Source organism: Methylobacterium segetis (genome assembly GCF_004348265.1).
GTDB classification, from domain to species: domain Bacteria; phylum Pseudomonadota; class Alphaproteobacteria; order Rhizobiales; family Beijerinckiaceae; genus Methylobacterium; species Methylobacterium segetis.
In genome coordinates this window covers 13802-31308 of the sequence record NZ_SMNT01000039.1, presented here as the reverse complement: position 1 = coordinate 31308, position 17507 = coordinate 13802, and the positions used below count along the sequence as shown (strand labels likewise).

Genomic DNA, 17507 nt, shown 5'->3' with positions numbered 1-17507 from the left:
TGGGTTGTTATACGGAAAGTATAACATTTCCTTCGGGTCGCGCCAAATTCGAGGGTGGCGGCGCTGGGCCTCAGCCCTGCCCCTCCATCGCCTCGAGCTCCGCGATCATGCCCTCGATCATGCCAAGGCCGATCTGCCAGAAGGAGGGGTCGCTGGCATCGAGCCCGAACGGGGCGAGGAGTTCGCCGTACGGCTTCGAGCCGCCCGCCGCGAGCAGTGCGAAGTAGCGGTCCACGAAGCCCTCCTCAGCCTTCGCGTAGACGCCGTAGAGCGAGTTCACGAGGCAGTCGCCGAAGGCGTAGGCGTAGACGTAGAAGGGCGAGTGGATGAAGTGCGGGATGTAGGCCCAGAAGGGCTCGTAGCCCGCGTCGAGCGTGATCGCCGGCCCGAGCGACTCGGCCTGGACCGAGATCCAGAGCGCGTTGATCTGCTCGGCCGTCAGTTCGCCCGCCTGACGGGCGAGATGGACCTTCCGCTCGAACGAGTAGAACGCGATCTGACGCACCACCGTGTTGATCATGTCCTCGACCTTGGCGGCGAGCATGGCGCGGCGCTGCACCGTGTCCGTCGTCCCGGCGAGCAGGCGCCGGAAGGTCAGCATCTCGCCGAACACGCTGGCCGTCTCGGCGAGGGTCAGGGGGGTGGGCGCCATCAGGGCGCCGTTCGGGCCTGCCAGAACCTGATGCACGCCGTGGCCGAGCTCGTGGGCGAGCGTCATCACGTCCCGCGGCTTGCCCTGGTAATTGACGAGCACGTAGGGGTGGACCGAGGGCACCGTCGGATGAGCGAAGGCGCCGGGTGCCTTGCCGGGACGCGTCGGCGCGTCGATCCAGCGGCGGTCGAAGAAGTCCTTCGCGATGCCGGCCATCCGCGGCGAGAAGGCGCCGTAGGCGTCGAGCACGGTGTCGCGCGCCTCCGCCCAGGGGATCGTGCGCTGCTCGACCTTCGGCAGCGGCGCGTTGCGGTCCCAGTAGGGCAGCGCCTCGACGCCGAACCACTTCGCCTTGAGGCGGTAATAGCGGTGCGACAGGCGCGGATAGGCCGCCTGCACCGCCTCGACAAGGGCCGCCACCACTTCGGGCTCGACCCGGTTCGCGAGGTGGCGGGCGTCGGCCACATCCTTGAAGCCGCGCCAGCGGTCCGAGATCTCCTTGTCCTTGGCGAGCGTGTTGGTGATCAGCGTGAAGATGCGCAGGTTCGCCCGGAACACCTCGCTGAGCGCGCCCGCCGCCTCCTTGCGGACCGCACCGTCCGGGTCCTGCAGCTTGTTGAGCGTCGGCTCCAGCGTCAGCGGCTCGCCGCGCACGGGAAAGCGCAGGGCGGCGATCGTCTCGTTGAAGAGCCGGTCCCAGGCGGCGTTCGCGGTCACCGACTTCTCGAGGAACAGCTTCTCGATCCGGTCCTCGAGCTGGAACGGCTTCTCCCGCCGCAGATCCTCGATCCAGGGCGCGTAGTGGGCGAGCGGGCCCTCCGCCATCGCCGCATCCATCACCGCATCGTCGACCCGGTTCAGTTCGAGGGCGAAGAACAGGAGGTCGCCCGAGGCGTTCGTCAGGCGCTCGCGGGTGTCGCCGTAGAACTTGGCGCGCCGCTCGTCGGTGGTGTCGCCGGAATAGACGAGGCCCGCATAGGACATCAGCTTGCCCAGCAGCTCCTCGATTCCCTCGTAGGCCCGCACGGCCTCGCCGAGCGCCCCCGAGGCGTCGGGCCCGGCGGCTAGATCGGCGATGCGGCCGGCGTAGCGCTCCGAGAAGCTGCGGCACTCGCTCTCGGCGCGGGCGAGGTCGTTCCGGAAATCGGGCGCATCGATGCCGGAATAGAGGTCGGAGAGGTCCCATTCGGGCAGGGCGCCAAGGTCGAGCGCGTGGGCGGCGGCGCGGGCCGCGTGCGCCCCGTCCACATTGCGCGACGGCTCCGGCATCAGGACAGGCGCGACGGCTCGGCTCGGCATGGATTCGTGATTCCTTCTCGCGGGGCGATCCGGCCCCGCTCCCCCTGATATCGAGCGCGGACCGCCCACGATCAACCGATGCCTCGGTGCGGCCGGCGACGGTCACGGCGTCGCACGCCATCGTGTGCCCGGCCTCCGGCCGCCGGAACGGCCCACAGCGAAATCGTGCAACGTCGTTAAGCGGGACTTTACGCCTTTGCGCGACCCTGCGGCTCGAAACGAAACAGGGCGCCGGACGGCCGGGCGCGGGAGCCTGCGATCCCGTCGCCCGTCCGATCGCGCCGCCACGGATGGGAGCCCCCATGTCGACTACGATCCTCATCGTCGACGACGATCCCGTGCAGCGCCGCCTCGCCGAGGCGGCCGTGCGCCGCTTCGGCTTCGAGGCCTTGGTCGCCGAGAACGGGGCGGACGCGCTGGCCCTCCTGCGGGCCGGCGAGGGCATCGACGTGGTGCTGCTCGACCTCGTCATGCCGGGCCTCGACGGGCTCGGCGTGCTAGCCGAGATGCGCAAGGGCGGGCTCGACACGCCGGTCATCGTCCAGACCTCGAACGGCTCGATCGACGCGGTGGTCAACGCCATGCGCGCGGGGGCCGTCGATTTCGTGGTCAAGCCCGCGGGCGCCGAGCGGCTTCAGGTCTCGATCCGCAACGCCCTCAAGGTCGACCAGCTCGAGGAGGAGGTCCGGCGCATGCGCCGCCGGGCATCGGGTGCGCTCACCTTCAAGGACCTCGCCTCCAAGAGCCCGGACATGGACCGGGTGATTCGGCTGGCCGAGCGCTCGGCGAAGTCGAACATCCCGGTCCTGATCGAGGGCGAGTCGGGGGTCGGCAAGGAGGTGCTGGCCCGCGCCATCCAGGGCTCGGGCGAGCGGCGCGGCAAGCCCTTCGTCACCGTCAATTGCGGGGCGATCCCCGAGAACCTCGTCGAGTCGACGCTGTTCGGCCACGAGAAGGGCGCGTTCACGGGCGCCACCGAGCGGCATGTGGGCAAGTTCGTCGAGGCGTCGGGCGGCACCCTCTTCCTCGACGAGATCGGCGAATTGCCCCTCGACGCGCAGGTCAAGCTCCTGCGCGCTCTGCAGGAGGGCGAGGTCGATCCGGTCGGCGGCAAGCGCAGCGTGCGGGTCGACATCCGCCTCGTCTCGGCGACGAACCGCTCGCTCCTCGACCTCGTCAAGCAGGGCCGCTTCCGCGAGGATCTCTATTACCGGCTCAACGTCTTCCCGATGACTCTGCCCCCGCTGCGCGCGCGCCGCGAGGACATCCCGGACCTCGTGCGTTCCTTCTGCGCCCGCTTCGCGGCCGAGGAAGGCAAGCGCGTCCGCTCGGTGACGCCGGAGGCGATGGCGCTGCTCACGCGCTACGGCTGGCCCGGCAACGTGCGCCAGCTCGAGAACGCCCTGTTCCGGGCCGTGGTCCTCGCCGACGGCGACGAGCTGACCGTCTCGGAATTTCCCCAGATCGCGGCCCAGGTCGACGGCTTCGACGTGCGCATCCCGCCCGCGCCCAGCCAGCCGATGCTCTCGACCGGCGCGCCCGAGCCCGTGCGCGAGATCGTGCGCGTCGAGGTGCGCGACCCCCACGCCATGTCTCTCGTCGTCGAGGATACCGGGGAGATGAAGACGATGGAGGCTCTCGAGGCCGAGATCATCCGCTTCGCCCTGCAATTCTACCGCGGCCGGATGTCCGAGGTCTCGCGCCGCCTCGGGATCGGACGATCGACCCTCTACCGCAAGCTCAAGGATCTCGGCCTTGACGAGGGGTCCGAGGAGGCCGCCGCCTGAGGGCGGCGTCCGGCCCGTGCGATTGCACACGGCCGGGCTTGAGACCATAACCCTACGAAGGGCTTGGCGGCTCGGCCGCATGTCCCGGAGAGCAGCCATGAGCCTGTCGCGCTCTGCCACCCTCGCCCTGGCCGTCCTGGCGGCTGCGGCGCCGCAGCTCCGGCCGGCTTCCGCCGAGATCCAGCCGGAGGCCGCGCACCCGGTGGAGGCGGCGCCCGCCGCGGCCGCGCCCACCCTCGAGGCGGCGCCCACCCGTGAGGCGGCGCCGACGCCGGACCCGGTCCGCACCGACGCGCTCGCCGAGAGGCCGGATCCCGCCGAGCCGAAGGCCGAGGCGACGACCGCCGGGCCGAAGGAGGTGGGCGAGTCCGCCCCGCAGGCCGAGCCGGCCAAGCCCGAAGGAACCGCCGAGGCCCCGGCGCCGGCCGTGCCCCCTCCCCCGGCCGATCCGCAGGCCGCGGCCGTGGCCGCACGCCTCGCCGACCCCGCGCCCCTGCTCGGGCGCCTGACCGCGAAGGAGCGCGAGGCGATCCAGGCCTTCTACGCGCTCGGCGCCTTCAAGCCGGTCTGGATCGCGGAGCGCGCCTTCACGCCCGCTGCCAAGGCCGCCGCCGCGCGTCTCGCTCTCGCGGGCGAGGACGGGCTCGATCCCGCCGCCTATCCCGTGCCCGTGCTCGGCGTGATGACCCGCCCCGAGACCGAGGCCGAGATCGCGGAGGCCGACCTCAAGCTCTCGGCGGCGATCGCCCTCTATGCCCGCGACGCGCGGGGCGGGCGCGTGAACCCGACCTCGCTCTCGCGCCTGATCACCCCGACGCTCGATCTGCCCGCGGCGGACGCGGTGCTCGGCCCGATCGCGAGCGGCGGAGAGACGGCGGGCGACCTGCTGCAGCGCTACAATCCCCAGGGGGCCGGCTACCGCGCCCTGAAGGCGCGGCTCGCCGCGATCCGCGAGCGCGCGCCCGCCGGCACGCCGGCGGCGCTGCCGCCGGGACCCGTCCTGAAGCTCGGCATGCGCGACCCGCGCGTGCCCCTCATCCGCGCCCGATTCGGCCTCGCCTCGCGAAGGGGCGGAACCCTCGACGCTGCTCCGGGGGAGCCGGAGGATTACGATTCGGGCGTCGCCGCGGCGGTGGCGGCCTTCCAGAAGCGTCGCGGCCTGCCCGCGAGCGGCGACCTCACGCCCCAGACGGTGGCGGCCCTCGGCGCACCCGACGCCAAGCCGGTCCGGGCGGAGGGCGAGGCCGAGATCCTCGTCAACATGGAGCGCTGGCGCTGGCTGCCGGCCCTCGGGCGCGACTACGTGATGGTCAACATCCCCGAGTTCCGCCTGCGGGTGTTCCGCGACGGCGTCCTCAGGGACGAGACCCGGGTGATCGTCGGCAAGACGGAATCGCCCACGCCGATCTTCTCCGGGATGATGGAATACGCGGTCGTCAACCCGTCCTGGAACGTGCCGCCCTCGATCCTGAAGAACGAGTTCCTGCCGGGCCTCGCCCGCGACCCGAACTACGCGGCGCGGCGCGGCTACGAAGTCGTGCGCCGCGGCAACACGATCTCGGTGCGCCAGCCGCCGGGGGAGCGCAACGCCCTCGGATTTATCAAGTTCCTGTTCCCGAACAACCACGCGGTCTACCTGCACGACACGCCGAACCGCTCGCTGTTCTCGGCCTCCTTCCGGGCGATGAGCCACGGCTGCGTGCGCGTCGACGATCCCTTCCGCTTTGCCGATTCGGTCCTGCCCGCGGCTTGGACGAGCGAGCGTCTGACGAAGCTCATCGGCAAGGGCGAGCGCACCATCCGGCTCGCCGAGAAGCTGCCCGTCCACCTCGCCTATTTCACGGCCTACATCGACGATGCCGGCCAGTTCCGGACCCTGCCCGACCTCTACGGCGTCGACGCCCGCCTGCGCGCGGCCCTCGGCCTGCCGGGCGGGGCAGCCCTCGTCGCCCGGGCTCCGGCGGAGCCGAAGCGGCGCGCTGCCGAGATGCCGAAGCCGAAGCCGCAGCATGCGGTCGAGCACGCCCCCCGGGCTCCCCGGCGGACCGCCCGATCCGCGCAGGCGCCGGCCGATTTCGGCGAGCCGGGCCTCTGGACGCCCCGCTCGGCTCCCGTCTCGCGCGGGTGGTGGTGATCCGGGGCCGCGATCGCGGCGGAGGGACGCCGGAACGCGACCGGCATCCGGGTTCCGGCGCCGACCGGGCCCGCGTCTGCGCCTGAACTCGGTACGCCCCGGGACGAAACGCCCGCGGATCCACAAGGTCCGCGTGCGCCAGCGCTCTTGTCGGCCCTTTTTCGCCACGGTTGCACCTTAGCGGTTAAGACCCGACGGTGATCAGCCTGCGGACCCGATAACCCGGCCTTTACGGTTTTCGGCAACCCTGCGTTCACCATGACGTCCGCGCCCGGCGCGGCATCTGGCAAGGGGTGAGGACATCGTGCGTAGGCTGCTGAGAGCCGGGCCCAAACCGGCCCCGAACCCCCGTCACGCCGCCCTCCGCTCCCACAGCACGACACCCCTCCGACGCGCGGCGCTGGCCGTCTCGGCGCTGACCCTTACCCTCCTCGGTGGGACCAGCGGCACGCAGGACGCCGTCGCCAACGGCGACACGCGCTCGCTCACGATCTTCCACACCCACACCAAGGAAAGCGCCACCATCACGTTCCGTCGGGACGGGCGCTACGACCGGGCCGGCCTCGACCAGCTCAACTGGCTCCTGCGCGACTGGCGGGTCGACGAGAAGACCAAGATGGATCCCCGCCTGTTCGACACCGTGTGGGAAGCCTACCGGCAGCTCGGCTCCTCGGAGGCGATCCATATCGTCTCGGCCTACCGCTCGCCCGGGACCAACGCGATGCTGCGCCGCCGCTCCCGCGCGGTCGCCGAGTTCAGCCAGCACATGCTGGGCAAGGCGATGGACTTCTACCTGCCCGACGTCTCGATCGATCAGATCCGAGGGATCGGCATGCGCATGCAGCGGGGCGGCGTCGGCTGGTATCCCCGGGCGGGCTCGCCCTTCGTGCATCTCGACGTCGGCTCCGTGCGCTCCTGGCCGCGGATGACGCACGACCAGCTCGCCCGCCTGGTCCCGGACGGCAAGACCGTGCACCTCCCCTCCGACAACCGGCCGCTGGCCCGCTACGAGGAAGCCCGCGCCGAGATCCTGGCGCGCGGCGGCACGGTGCTCGGCGTCACCGCCGTGGCGCAGGCCGAGGAGGACGAGGGGCCGAGCATCAAGAGCTTCTTCGCCGGCCTGTTCGGCGGAGGCGGCGGCGGAGAGCCCGCCCCGAGCCCTGCGGCCCCCGCTCCGTCGCGGCGGGCAAAGCCCGTCGTCGCCGTCGCGAGCGCCGATCCGGAGGACATGACGGGCACCCGGGCCGCCCTCGCCTACGCCGCGCCGAATGCCAGCGAGGCGCTGCGCGGCTCGCTGCTCCAGCGCAACGGGCGGGACGCGCAGAGCCTGCTCACTGCCGAGGCACCGGCGAAGCCCGCGCCGGAGGCGGACGCCGCCGTCGCGCTCGCCGCGCCCCTGCCGCCGCGCCGCCCGGCCGAGTTCGCCGCAATAGCGGAGGCGCTGTCGATGCCCCTGCCGCCGCCCCGCCCGGTCCAGCTCGCCGGCCTCGGCGTGGTCGGCATGGCGCAGGCCGCGCCGGCCGAGGCTCCCGCACCGGCGCGCAAGGCCAGCCTGGTGCCGGCGGATGCGGACGAGAAGACCCAGCTGCGTGCCCTGTTCGAGGCGGTCTCCGCGACGGGCGGCCCCGCCTCCGCACCGCGCTCCGCGCCCGTGCACGTGACGCTCGCGCGGCCCGTGCCGAACGCCGCCCCGCCCGTCCTCGTGGCCGAACCCGCGAGCCTCGTGGCGACGCGCTTCACCCGCAACGGGCAGGCCGAGGATCTCGCCACCGGCCGCTTCTCGGGTTCCGCGATGCGGGCCGTGCCCGGCCAGCGCTAGCCCGCGCCGGGAGGCCGGCCTGCGGGCCGTGTCAGGGAGGGGGAGCGTCCGGCCGGATCAGAGCGGCTTGCGGCCGTGGTTCGCGGCGAGCGCCGTGACGAGCGTCTCGAGATAGCCGCTGCCCGTCGCGTTCGCGATGCGCTCGGCGTCGCTGCCGCATTGCGTCGCCACCGCGAACACGACGAGGCCCGCGGCGGCCGTGCCGCCGAGGGCGGCGAGCACCCACAGATACGCCTTCTCGACCGCCCGATGGATCGGGACGGTGCCGGAATTTTCGCCAATATAGAGGGGGGTCGGGCTCGGGTCGTTCATGGCCGTCGTTCCCGCGGGAGGCTTCGCCCGGGCGGACCGGGCGACGCTCGCGCGTCGCAGTCCGTCGCAAGCACCTAACGTGCCGATGCGCCCTCGGTTCGCTGTCGGACGGGAATTTTTCGATCGGTTTTTCGCACTGCCCGGCGCAGGGCGAGAAGCCAGGCGCCGGGATCTCAGAAAGGGGTTAAGGAATCAACCGCAAGCCCTTTGTGGAGCACGGGTTTTCCCCGTATTCCACGAGGGCATGGGCGGTCCTTAACCCTCGCCGCCGGAGCGGGCGTCGAGGGCGGCCTGCGCCGCGGCGAGCCGGGCGATCGGCACGCGGTAGGGCGAGCAGGACACGTAGTCGAGCCCCACCTCCTGGCAGAAGCCGATCGAGGCCGGGTCGCCGCCGTGCTCGCCGCAGATGCCGAGCTTCAGGTTCGCCCGCACCGAGCGGCCGCGCTCGGCGCCGATCCGCACCAGTTCGCCAACGCCCTCCTGGTCGATCGTCACGAAGGGATCGGCGGCGAGTATGCCCTTCTGCGTGTAGGCGCCGAGGAAGGTGCCGGCATCGTCGCGGGAGATGCCGAGCGCGGTCTGGGTGAGGTCGTTCGTGCCGAAGGAGAAGAACTCCGCGGTCTCCGCGATCTCGTTGGCGCGGAGTGCGGCCCGGGGCAGCTCGATCATCGTGCCCACTTGGTAATCGACGGTGGCGCCGGTTTCCTCAGAGACGGCCTTCGCCATGGCGTCGATGCGAGCCTTGACGATGTCGAACTCGGCCTTGGTGAAGACGAGGGGGACCATCACCTCGGGGGTGACGGGCGCGCCGGTATCCTTGGCGGCCTGCACCGCGGCCTCGAAGATGGCGCGGGCCTGCATCTCCGCGATCTCCGGGAAGGCGATGGCGAGACGGCAGCCGCGGAATCCCAGCATCGGGTTGAACTCGGAGAGTTCGCGCATCCGGTGGCGAAGCTTGTCCTCCGGCACGCCGATGCCGGCCGCGACCTCGGCCACTTCGGCGTCAGTGTGCGGCAGGAACTCGTGCAGCGGCGGGTCAAGCAGGCGGATCGTGACGGGCAGGCCCGACATGATCGTGAACAACTCCAGGAAGTCCTGGCGCTGATACGGCAGGATCTTGGCGAGGGCCTGCCGGCGCCCGTCCAAGTCGTCCGAGAGGATCATCTCCCGCACGGCGACGATGCGGTCGCCCTCGAAGAACATGTGCTCGGTGCGGCAGAGACCGATGCCCTCGGCGCCGAAATTCCGGGCGGTGCGGGCGTCGGTCGGCGTGTCGGCGTTGGCGCGCACCTTCATGGTGCGGACCGCGTCGGCCCATTCCATCAGGGTGGCGAAGTCGTCGGAGAGTTCCGGCTCCAGCATCTTCACCTCGCCCTGGAGCACCTGCCCCGTCGAGCCGTCGATGGTGATGCGGTCGCCCGCCTTCAGCGTGACGCCGCCCACCGTCAGCGTGCCAGCCTTGTAGTCGATGCGGATCGTGCCGACGCCGGAGACGCAGGGCTTGCCCATGCCGCGGGCGACCACCGCCGCGTGGCTCGTCATGCCGCCGCGGGTGGTGAGGATGCCCTCCGCGGCGTGCATGCCGTGGATGTCCTCGGGGCTCGTCTCGATGCGCACGAGGATGCACTTGCGCTCCGCCTTGCGGGCGGCCTCGGCATCCTCGGAGTTGAACACGATCTCGCCGGTCGCCGCGCCCGGCGAGGCGGGCAGACCCGAGGCGATCACCTTGCGCTCGGCCTTCGGGTCGATCGTCGGGTGCAGGAGCTGGTCGAGGGCGCCGGGCTCGACGCGGCCGATCGCCTCCTCGTGGCTGATCAGGCCCTCGCTCGCGAGATCGACCGCGATCTTGAGGGCGGCCTTGGCCGTGCGCTTGCCGTTGCGGGTCTGGAGCATCCAGAGCTTCCCGCTCTCGATGGTGAACTCCATGTCCTGCATGTCGCGGTAATGGTTCTCGAGGATGCCGTAGATCCGCGTCAGCTCCGCGAAGCTCTCCGGCATCGCGCGCTCCATCGAGGGCTTGTCGGATTTCGCCTCGATGCGCGCCTTCTCGGTGATGTCCTGCGGCGTGCGGATGCCCGCCACCACGTCCTCGCCCTGCGCGTTGATCAGGAACTCGCCGTAGAGGGCGCGCTCGCCGGTCGACGGGTTGCGGGTGAAGGCGACGCCGGTGGCCGACGTGTCGCCCATGTTGCCGAACACCATCGCCTGCACGTTGACGGCGGTGCCCCAGCTCTCCGGGATGCTGTTCAGCTCGCGATACTTCTTGGCGCGCGGGATCATCCACGAATTGAACACGGCGCCGATCGCGCCCCAGAGCTGGTCCTCGGGCTTCTGCGGGACGTCCGAGCCGTGCTCGCGCCGCACGATCTCCTTGTAGGTGCCGACGAGGTGCTTCCAATCCTCGGCGCCGAGATCGGTGTCGAGGTTGAGGCCCTTGCCTTCCTTGTAATGCTCGAGCGCCTCCTCGAAGGCGTGGTGCTCCACCCCGAGCACGACGTTCGAGTACATGGTGATGAAGCGGCGGTAGGAATCGTAGGCGAAGCGCGGGTCGCCGGCGCCGCGGGCGAGCGCCTCGACCGTCTCGTCGTTGAGGCCGAGATTCAGCACCGTGTCCATCATGCCCGGCATCGAGGCGCGCGCGCCGGAGCGGACGGAGACGAGGAGCGGGGCTGCCGCGTCGCCGAAGGTCCTGCCCGTCAGCGCGCCGACCTGCGCCAGCGCCGCCTGGACCTGATCCTTCAGCTCGGGCGGGTACTGCTTGCCGTGATCGTAATAATAGGTGCAGACCTCGGTGGTGATGGTGAAGCCGGGAGGCACGGGGAGGCCGAGATTCGACATCTCGGCGAGGTTCGCGCCCTTGCCGCCGAGCAGGTTGCGCATCGCGGACTTACCCTCGGCCTTGCCGTCGCCGAACGAGTAGACCCACTTCGTCGTGCCGTCGGTCGCCATATCGATCCCGTCCACTTCGCAGATTTGTGACAGCCCCGAGCTTGTGGCGGCGGGGTGGACCATCTCCTGCTGCAATGCAAGACGAACGGCACAGCTTCGCACTGCGCAGGGATTGACGCTCCCCGCCTCCTGTCACCGGCCGGTCGAGCCGGCGGCCGCGGCCCGACGCGCGGGCCGCCACCGTCAAGATAGAGCGCGGAAGACGCCGAGGCCAATCAAACCCACGAGGATCAGGTAGGCGGCGACGATGTAGTGGAGGAGCTGCGGGCGCAGCAGGATGAGCGCGCCCGCCGCGATGGCGAGGATGGGCTGCAGCTTCGCGATCGTGATCGTCATGGATCTCGTCCCCGGGTTGCGCGACAGAGCGCCCGCCGCTCAGACCCGGTACTTGCCGTTGCGCTTGACGAGTACCGTCGTGCCGACGGGCACCCGCTCGTAGAGGTCGACGATGTCCTCGTTGAGCATGCGCACGCAGCCCGAGGAGAGCTGCTCGCCGATGCTCCAGGGCTCGTTGGTGCCGTGGATGCGGAACAGGATGTCCCGGTTGCCCTGGTAGAGGTAGAGGGCGCGCGCGCCGAGCGGATTGTCGAGGCCGCCCTTGCGGGTGCGCGGCAGGTCGGGGTTGAGCGAGACCATCGTGGTGGTCGGGCTCCAATCCGGCCAGACGCCCTTGCGGCCGACCCGCGCCTCGCCCTTCCAGGAGAAGCCGAGCTTGCCCACGCCGACTCCGTACTGCACGGCGGTGCCATCTTCCTGCACCAGGGCGAGCTGGCGGTTGTCGATGTCGACCACGATGGTGCCGGGCTTCTCCGGGCCGCCGTAGCGCACGATCTGCCGCCGGTATTTCGGGTCCAGCCGCGACTTGTCGACAAGCGGCACGTCGTAGGGCTTGTCGGGCATCGACCCGATGTACCAGGCCGAATCGTCCTCGGCCGCCATGTTGACGGGCCCGCGGCTGTTGCAGGCTGCGAGCGGCGCGATCAACATCGCGGCGATCAGGATGCGGCGGTTCATGCGCCCCCCATGCTGGTTTCGTCTCGATCCGGCCCTTGCTAACCCCTCCGGCCCGGATCCGATGTGACTTTTGCGCCGCATCGCGTGGCCAATGGCCTTGCCCGCCCGCGGCGCTCACGGTTTCGGGATCGACCGTATGCGAGGGTACCGAACCGCTCGCAGCCCCGCGCCGGCCGCCCTATCTCCCGGTCATCGAGGACAGCGAGACGGGGCGTCCGATGGCCGACACGCAGACCCTGCCGATCGACGCCGGGACCGGTCCCGACGAAGCGCTCCGCCCTGCGATCCACCTCGACCATTGCGTCATCCACGTCTCGGACTGGGACCGTTCGACCGCCTTCTACCGCGACGTCCTCGGTGCCGAGGTGATCCCGGTCGGGCGCGGCTTCGCCTACCGCTTCGGAGGCGTGCAGCTGAACGTCCACGGGCCCGGGCAGATCGGCGAGCCGCGGGCCGAGAAGCCGGTGATGCCGGGCAACAGCGACCTCTGCTTCCGGTGGTCGGGCAGCATCGATTCGGCGATGGCGCATCTCGCCGCCCAGGGCGTTCCGGTCGAGCTCGGACCCGTCACCCGCAACGGCGCGGCCGGCGAGGGGACGAGCGTCTATTTCCGCGACCCGGACGGCTCCCTGATGGAGTTCATCACCTACACGAGCGTGTGACCTACACGAGCGCGTGAGGGGGCGCATTTCGCGCCCCGCCGGCCATCCTGGCCAGCAACCGTCGCCGTCCCCATATCGTTGTCCGACCAGATGAAATCGGAGACGACGATGATCCGGACGATCCTGGTGGCCGCAGCCACCCTGACCCTTGCCGCGGGCGCCGCCCAGGCGCGCGGCGGCGGTTCCTCGGGCGAGGGCGACGGCTACCTCCGCCAGCAGCTGCAGAACCCGAGCTACATCGAGCCGAGCCCCTACGCCTACCGCAACGGCTACCGCCCGAACGACCGGGGCGCCGAGTACGAGGCCTATCGCCGGGGCTACCCGATCTACGGCGAGTGGGGCTGGAAGTACCGCTGATCTCAGCCCCGGCTCTGGGCCAGGGCCGGGTTGGTCTGCTCCAGGCGCAGGGCGAGTTCCCGCATCACGGCGATGCTGATCTGCGGGAACTGCCCGAGCAGTTCGAGGAAGACGCCGCGGTCGACGCGGAGCGCCGTCGTCGCGGTCTCGGCCGTGACGGTGGCAGAACGCGGCTGGTCGGCGAGGATGCCCATCTCGCCGACGAGGGCGTTCTCGGTAAGGAGCGCCAGCCGGAACGGCCCCTGCGCGCCCTCGATCGACACCGCCGCGCTGCCCTCGAGGATCAGGTAGGCCGCGTCGGCGATGTCGCCCTGTGCGAAGAAGCGCTGGCCCGGTTCGAAATGCACGCGCTCGCTCGTGAAGGCGAGGAGCTTCAGGCGTGCCGGCTCCACCTCGCGGAACAGCGGCACCTGCCTGAGGGACAGGACCTCGGCGTCGAGGGTCATGATGCTGCTCCGTGACGCGCCAAGGCCGAACCGTCCGTCTCACGAGATCGAAGAGGGCCCGTATCCATGCGGGTTGCGCGCCCCTTGTCCAGAGGCCCCCGTCGCGTCAGAACGCGCCCGGCCTCGCCACAGGCGCCTTCGCGCCCTCCTCATCGCCCTCGCCTGCGGCCTGGCTCCGGCTGCCGAGGCGCGCCTCACCCGGGCCGAGATGGCGAGCGTCGCCGTCGCCCCGCCGCCCGGTGCGCGCGTTCCCCCGGACCTCGTCTTCACGGAGGCGCGCGAAGAGCGCCCGATCGGCCTTGGCGCCGCGCTCGGTGGGCGCCCTGCCCTGCTCCTTCCGGTCGACTATACCTGCGGCAACGTCTGCGACCCGATGGTGTCGCTGTCGGCGGCGGCGCTGCGGGCCACCGGCCTGCGGCCCGGCATCGACATATCGCTGATCCTCGTCGGGCTCGATCCGCGGGACGGGCCGCCCGCCGCCCGCGCCCTCCTCGACAGGGACGGCGCCGGTGCGGCTCTCGGCGAGGGCGTGCGCGCGCTCGTCGGCGATCAGGCCACGATCGAGCGGCTGACGGGCGCCCTCGGCTACGGCTTCATCCGGGACCCTGGGGCGGACGCGATCGCCCACCCCGCCGCGTCCCTGCTCCTCGCGCCCGACGGGCGCTTGGCGCGGGTCCTCTCGCCGCTGGCGATGAACGGGCGCGACCTCCGCCTCGCAATCGTCGAGGCGGGGGAAGGGCGGGTCGGCACGCTCGCCGACCGGTTCACCCTGCTCTGCTACGGGTTCGATGCGGCGACCGGCCTCTACACGCCGCTGGTCCGCCGCCTCTTGGTGGCCGCCGCGCTCGCCACGTTCGTCGCCATCGCGGGCGGAATCCTGATCCTCTCCCGGATGAGGCGGCGTCGCGGGGCCTGAAGCCGGGCGTCAGGTCCGGTCCGTCGCGAGGCCCGGATGGGTCGGGGTCGGAGGGGCCCGCTTGGCGCTGGCATTGGGCTGGGGCGAGTCGACCGGCTCCTCGCGGGTCGTCGGCGTGCTGCTGTCTTCGGGGGCGGGCATGGGCGGGAGCGGGTGCTCGTTCGGTCGCGGTGCCGCGGCGGGATCTGCCGAGGCTGCGCCCTTCGCCATCTCGCGATTTGTCATGTCATGCCTTCATCTCTGCGCGGCCGTGACTGACCCAAAATGACCCAGTGCTGCAGGGGGCGAATATTTGGGCCGCGCGGTTCTGCCCGCACAACGCATCGGAAGGTTCGGGGTTGCCGCTCACGGGGCGACGATCGAGCAGAGGAACCATCGGTTACTGGTGAAGGTTGACCCTCGTGTGAGGCAAAGCCTGAGGAGGCGCTGATGGCAACTGGAAATTCGACTTCGAAGCGAGGTTTCGCCTCGATGGACCTCGAACGCCAGCGCGAGATCGCGAGCAAGGGCGGGCGCAGCGTGCCCGCCGAGAAGCGCTCGTTCTCGCAGGACCGGGAACTCGCGTCGTCCGCCGGCCGCAAGGGCGGCCAGTCGACCGGCACGGGCCGCGGGGGCGCGGAGTAGGACTTCCGCGGGGGTGGCGCCCGCCCTCTCGGGCGCGGCCTCACCCTCGCTGCCATCCCGGCGAGCACCAAAACGAAAAACCCCTCGTCACCGGCGAGGGGTTTTTCGTTCCTCTAGATCGGGTGCCGACGGCCTGACCCCCCGCATGAGTCTGAGTTGGCTGCGTCCTGGGGGCGGCCCGCTCGCCTAGGCGATGCAGCGGCCCGGGACCATCCGCCGCGCCTCCGGGCCCACGAGAGAGCTCAGCGCGCCTTCGCAGCCGTCGCGCATGCGACGGGGGCGGATCGGTGCCTGCTCGCCCATCTCGGTTCCCTGCTGCTGCGAGACGGCGGGGCCGGTCGGGCTCTGGCCCGCGGGGCGGGGCGCCGTCGCGAAGCGGATCGGGCTCAGCGCCGTGGAGACCGGGCGCATGCCCGGCAGGGGCGCGGGCAGGACGATCGCGCTCGACTCCGAGGCGGCGACGGGTTGCGCCTGAGCCGTGGGGACCGTGCTCCACGTGTCGGCCTTGTGCCGCACCATCGGGTGGACGAGCAGGGTCAAGACGACAGCCGGACCACTCACGCCGAGAATGAAGCCGGACCGAAGCATCGTCGGGATCTCCGATGGGAGCTTGACAGGATGTCGGGACAACGCGTGCTGGGGGTAACCGGTTCCTTAATTGCGATCGTCTAGCTCAGAGTGAGTATTCGGCCGATCAGACCCGCTGCGCCGCAGGCCCCGTCCACCGTCTTCCACAGGCATCCTTGTGGCGGAAATGCCGCAGACCACCGGAAAAATGGGATGCGTCCGGAACCTGGCCGCTCCCTGGCCGTTAGCATGACACCCGGCCACCTGGTCCTCCCCGCATTCCCCTTGTGCATTGGCCGGAACCTTCGAACGGGTCGGATCCCTCCGGCCCGTTTTTTCTTGCGCGCTCGCCTACTCTTGCGGACTTGGCCCCGGCGCCCGGGCCGACGCAGGAGAGAGCGCGCAAACGAAAGCCCCGGCCTTGCGGGCCGGGGCTGCTGTCGGTGGTCCCGATCGACGCTGGGTCAGGCGGTGCGGGCTTCCCGGCGGCGGGCGCTTTGCTGGAAGAAGAGCGCTTGGCTGATCACCGCCGAGACGTTGGCCGGCTGGAACGGCTTGGCGATCAGGAAGGCCGGCTCCGGGCGCTCGCCGGTGAGGAACCGCTCCGGGTAGGCGGTGATGAAGATCACCGGAACCTCGAAGGTCTTCAGGAGGTCGTTGACCGCGTCGAGACCCGACGAGCCGTCGGCGAGCTGGATATCGGCGAGGATCAGGCCGGGCCGCTTGTCGCCGGCGAGCTTGATCGCCTCGGTGCGCGTGCGGGCGACGCCGATCACGTTGTGGCCGAGACCCTCGACGAGGGCCTCGAGGTCCATGGCGATCAGCGGCTCGTCCTCGATGATCAGGATCTCGGTTGCCATGTCGGCGGCGAGCTCGCGGCCCGCCTCGTCCACGAGGTCGCGCACTTCCGAGACGTCGACGTCGAGGATGATCGCGGCATCCTCCTCGGAGAAGCCCTCGAGGCAGGAGAGCAGGAAGGCTTGGCGGGGCAGCGGCGTGATCTGGCCGAGCCGAACCTCGGCGGGCAGATCGTGCTGGACCTGCTCGCTCTGGCCATTCACCGACAGCGAGTTCCAGATCCGGGTGAAGACGCGGAACAGGTCGGCCTTGACGTTGGAGCTCCGGCCGAGCGTCTCGGGCTCGTTCACCAGCGTTTCCAGCGTGGCCGCCACGTAGGCATCGCCAGCGACCTGGCTGCCCGTGAGCGCGCGCGCGTAGCGGCGCAGATAGGGCAGGTGCTGCACGACGAGTTGCGATGTCGACATAAGATCCCCTGGGCCTTGCCGTTCTTCTGCTAGCCTCCGCCCCAACGCGGACGGTCCGACTCCGTTCCGGGTGGGCGGAACCGATTGTGTGTCACGGCGTTGCTGCAGCAGCCATGACGTATGTCAAGCCGCAAAACAATCGCGGCGGCGCCGCTCTGCGGCGTCAAGGGGACCTGTGGATGAACGATGATGGTGGTGCCGGGGACCGTCCGGAGCGGGGCGGCGGAGAGAAGGCGCGTGGCGGAAGCGCCTCTGATTCCAGACGTCAGGATTCGGGAGCCGGTCTGAGCGAGCAGACGCAGCGGCGCATCGGCAATCATCTGCGGGCAATGTACGACGCCGTGATTCAGCAGCCCGTGCCCGACCGCTTCCGCGATCTGATCGCGCGTCTCGACGCCTCCGAGCCCGACAAGGCCTGAGGCGCTTCTCGCGCCAAGCCGCCCTCGAATTAGAAGGCCGCCCCGCCTTGATCGGCGAGGCGGCCTTTCGCGCGGCCGCTCACTGCAGGCTGCGCTGGGTCACCGAGGTTACAGGGTGGGCGAACGACCCCGCATCAGGCCGATCACCGCCGAGATCGCGAACAGCACGATGGCGACGAAGAAGACGAGCTTGGCGGCTTCCATCGCCGTGCCGGCAATGCCGCCGAAGCCGAGGAGCGCGGCCACGAGCGCCACGACAAGAAACGTTACGGCCCATCCGAGCAT

The 17507-nt window shown here is 70.7% G+C and carries 18 protein-coding genes; 8 read left to right on the top strand and 10 right to left on the bottom strand.

The genetic code is table 11. The annotated features are described in order from the left end of the window. Positions 1–70: 70 nt before the first annotated feature. Complete coding sequence (locus E1J50_RS12040; RefSeq protein WP_132253864.1) at positions 71–1951, bottom strand: M3 family oligoendopeptidase; 1881 nt, start codon at positions 1949–1951, stop codon at positions 71–73. Positions 1952–2253: 302 nt separating this feature from the next. On the opposite strand from E1J50_RS12040, the gene E1J50_RS12035 reads away from it, so the two are divergent. The 3 genes from E1J50_RS12035 (at position 2254) to E1J50_RS12025 (ending at position 7691) form a co-directional block, all read left to right on the top strand. Next, the gene (locus tag E1J50_RS12035; RefSeq protein ID WP_132253862.1) at positions 2254–3738 is read left to right on the top strand and encodes a sigma-54-dependent transcriptional regulator; all 1485 of its coding nucleotides are present in this window, start codon (positions 2254–2256) and stop codon (positions 3736–3738) included. Between the two features lie 97 nt (positions 3739–3835). Beyond that, complete coding sequence (locus E1J50_RS12030) at positions 3836–5872, top strand: L,D-transpeptidase family protein (protein WP_132253860.1); 2037 nt, start codon at positions 3836–3838, stop codon at positions 5870–5872. 304 nt (positions 5873–6176) lie between these two features. Further along, complete coding sequence (locus E1J50_RS12025; RefSeq protein ID WP_132253858.1) at positions 6177–7691, top strand: peptidoglycan L,D-endopeptidase MepK; 1515 nt, start codon at positions 6177–6179, stop codon at positions 7689–7691. 57 nt (positions 7692–7748) lie between these two features. Here E1J50_RS12025 and E1J50_RS12020 read toward each other — a convergent pair whose 3' ends face one another. The 4 genes from E1J50_RS12020 to E1J50_RS12005 form a co-directional block, all read right to left on the bottom strand. Continuing rightward, positions 7749–8003 (bottom strand): hypothetical protein, encoded by a 255-nt coding sequence (locus tag E1J50_RS12020; protein ID WP_132253856.1) that lies wholly within the window; start codon positions 8001–8003, stop codon positions 7749–7751. A gap of 255 nt (positions 8004–8258) precedes the next feature. Next, positions 8259–10952, bottom strand: a complete 2694-nt coding sequence (gene ppdK / locus E1J50_RS12015) for a pyruvate, phosphate dikinase (RefSeq protein ID WP_132253854.1) — start codon at positions 10950–10952, stop codon at positions 8259–8261. 183 nt (positions 10953–11135) lie between these two features. After that, the gene (locus E1J50_RS12010) at positions 11136–11288 is read right to left on the bottom strand and encodes a DUF3096 domain-containing protein (RefSeq protein ID WP_132253851.1); all 153 of its coding nucleotides are present in this window, start codon (positions 11286–11288) and stop codon (positions 11136–11138) included. Between the two features lie 39 nt (positions 11289–11327). Next, the gene (locus E1J50_RS12005; protein WP_132253849.1) at positions 11328–11966 is read right to left on the bottom strand and encodes a L,D-transpeptidase; all 639 of its coding nucleotides are present in this window, start codon (positions 11964–11966) and stop codon (positions 11328–11330) included. Between the two features lie 218 nt (positions 11967–12184). Between E1J50_RS12005 and E1J50_RS12000 the strand changes: the two genes are divergently transcribed. Both E1J50_RS12000 and E1J50_RS11995 read left to right on the top strand, forming a co-directional pair. Next, positions 12185–12628, top strand: a complete 444-nt coding sequence (locus tag E1J50_RS12000; RefSeq protein ID WP_132253847.1) for a VOC family protein — start codon at positions 12185–12187, stop codon at positions 12626–12628. Positions 12629–12736: 108 nt separating this feature from the next. Further along, positions 12737–12985: a hypothetical protein gene (locus E1J50_RS11995; RefSeq protein ID WP_245516545.1), complete on the top strand. Its 249-nt coding sequence runs from the start codon at positions 12737–12739 to the stop codon at positions 12983–12985. Between the two features lie 2 nt (positions 12986–12987). Here the strand turns inward: E1J50_RS11995 and E1J50_RS11990 are convergent, their stop codons facing one another. Then, positions 12988–13431 (bottom strand): cyclic nucleotide-binding domain-containing protein, encoded by a 444-nt coding sequence (locus E1J50_RS11990; RefSeq protein ID WP_132253843.1) that lies wholly within the window; start codon positions 13429–13431, stop codon positions 12988–12990. A 208-nt stretch (positions 13432–13639) separates the two neighbouring features. Between E1J50_RS11990 and E1J50_RS11985 the strand changes: the two genes are divergently transcribed. Beyond that, positions 13640–14347, top strand: coding sequence for an SCO family protein (locus E1J50_RS11985; protein WP_132253841.1), 708 nt, complete (start codon positions 13640–13642; stop codon positions 14345–14347). Between the two features lie 9 nt (positions 14348–14356). Here E1J50_RS11985 and E1J50_RS28430 read toward each other — a convergent pair whose 3' ends face one another. After that, a complete protein-coding gene (locus E1J50_RS28430) occupies positions 14357–14488 on the bottom strand; it encodes a hypothetical protein (RefSeq protein ID WP_342635906.1) in 132 nt (43 codons plus the stop codon). A 288-nt stretch (positions 14489–14776) separates the two neighbouring features. Here E1J50_RS28430 and E1J50_RS11975 point away from each other — a divergent pair, with 288 nt between their 5' ends. After that, the gene (locus tag E1J50_RS11975) at positions 14777–14971 is read left to right on the top strand and encodes a con-10 family general stress protein (RefSeq protein WP_109895673.1); all 195 of its coding nucleotides are present in this window, start codon (positions 14777–14779) and stop codon (positions 14969–14971) included. 186 nt (positions 14972–15157) lie between these two features. Here the strand turns inward: E1J50_RS11975 and E1J50_RS11970 are convergent, their stop codons facing one another. Both E1J50_RS11970 and E1J50_RS11965 read right to left on the bottom strand, forming a co-directional pair. Beyond that, positions 15158–15511, bottom strand: coding sequence for a hypothetical protein (locus E1J50_RS11970; protein ID WP_245516544.1), 354 nt, complete (start codon positions 15509–15511; stop codon positions 15158–15160). A 491-nt stretch (positions 15512–16002) separates the two neighbouring features. Then, the gene (locus tag E1J50_RS11965) at positions 16003–16803 is read right to left on the bottom strand and encodes a response regulator (RefSeq protein WP_132253835.1); all 801 of its coding nucleotides are present in this window, start codon (positions 16801–16803) and stop codon (positions 16003–16005) included. Positions 16804–16916: 113 nt separating this feature from the next. On the opposite strand from E1J50_RS11965, the gene E1J50_RS11960 reads away from it, so the two are divergent. Further along, positions 16917–17222 carry a NepR family anti-sigma factor gene (locus E1J50_RS11960; RefSeq protein WP_132253833.1) on the top strand — a complete coding sequence of 102 codons (306 nt, stop codon included), beginning with the start codon at positions 16917–16919 and terminating at the stop codon, positions 17220–17222. 108 nt (positions 17223–17330) lie between these two features. Here the strand turns inward: E1J50_RS11960 and E1J50_RS11955 are convergent, their stop codons facing one another. Next, positions 17331–17507, bottom strand: coding sequence for a DUF1328 domain-containing protein (locus E1J50_RS11955; protein ID WP_003599466.1), 177 nt, complete (start codon positions 17505–17507; stop codon positions 17331–17333).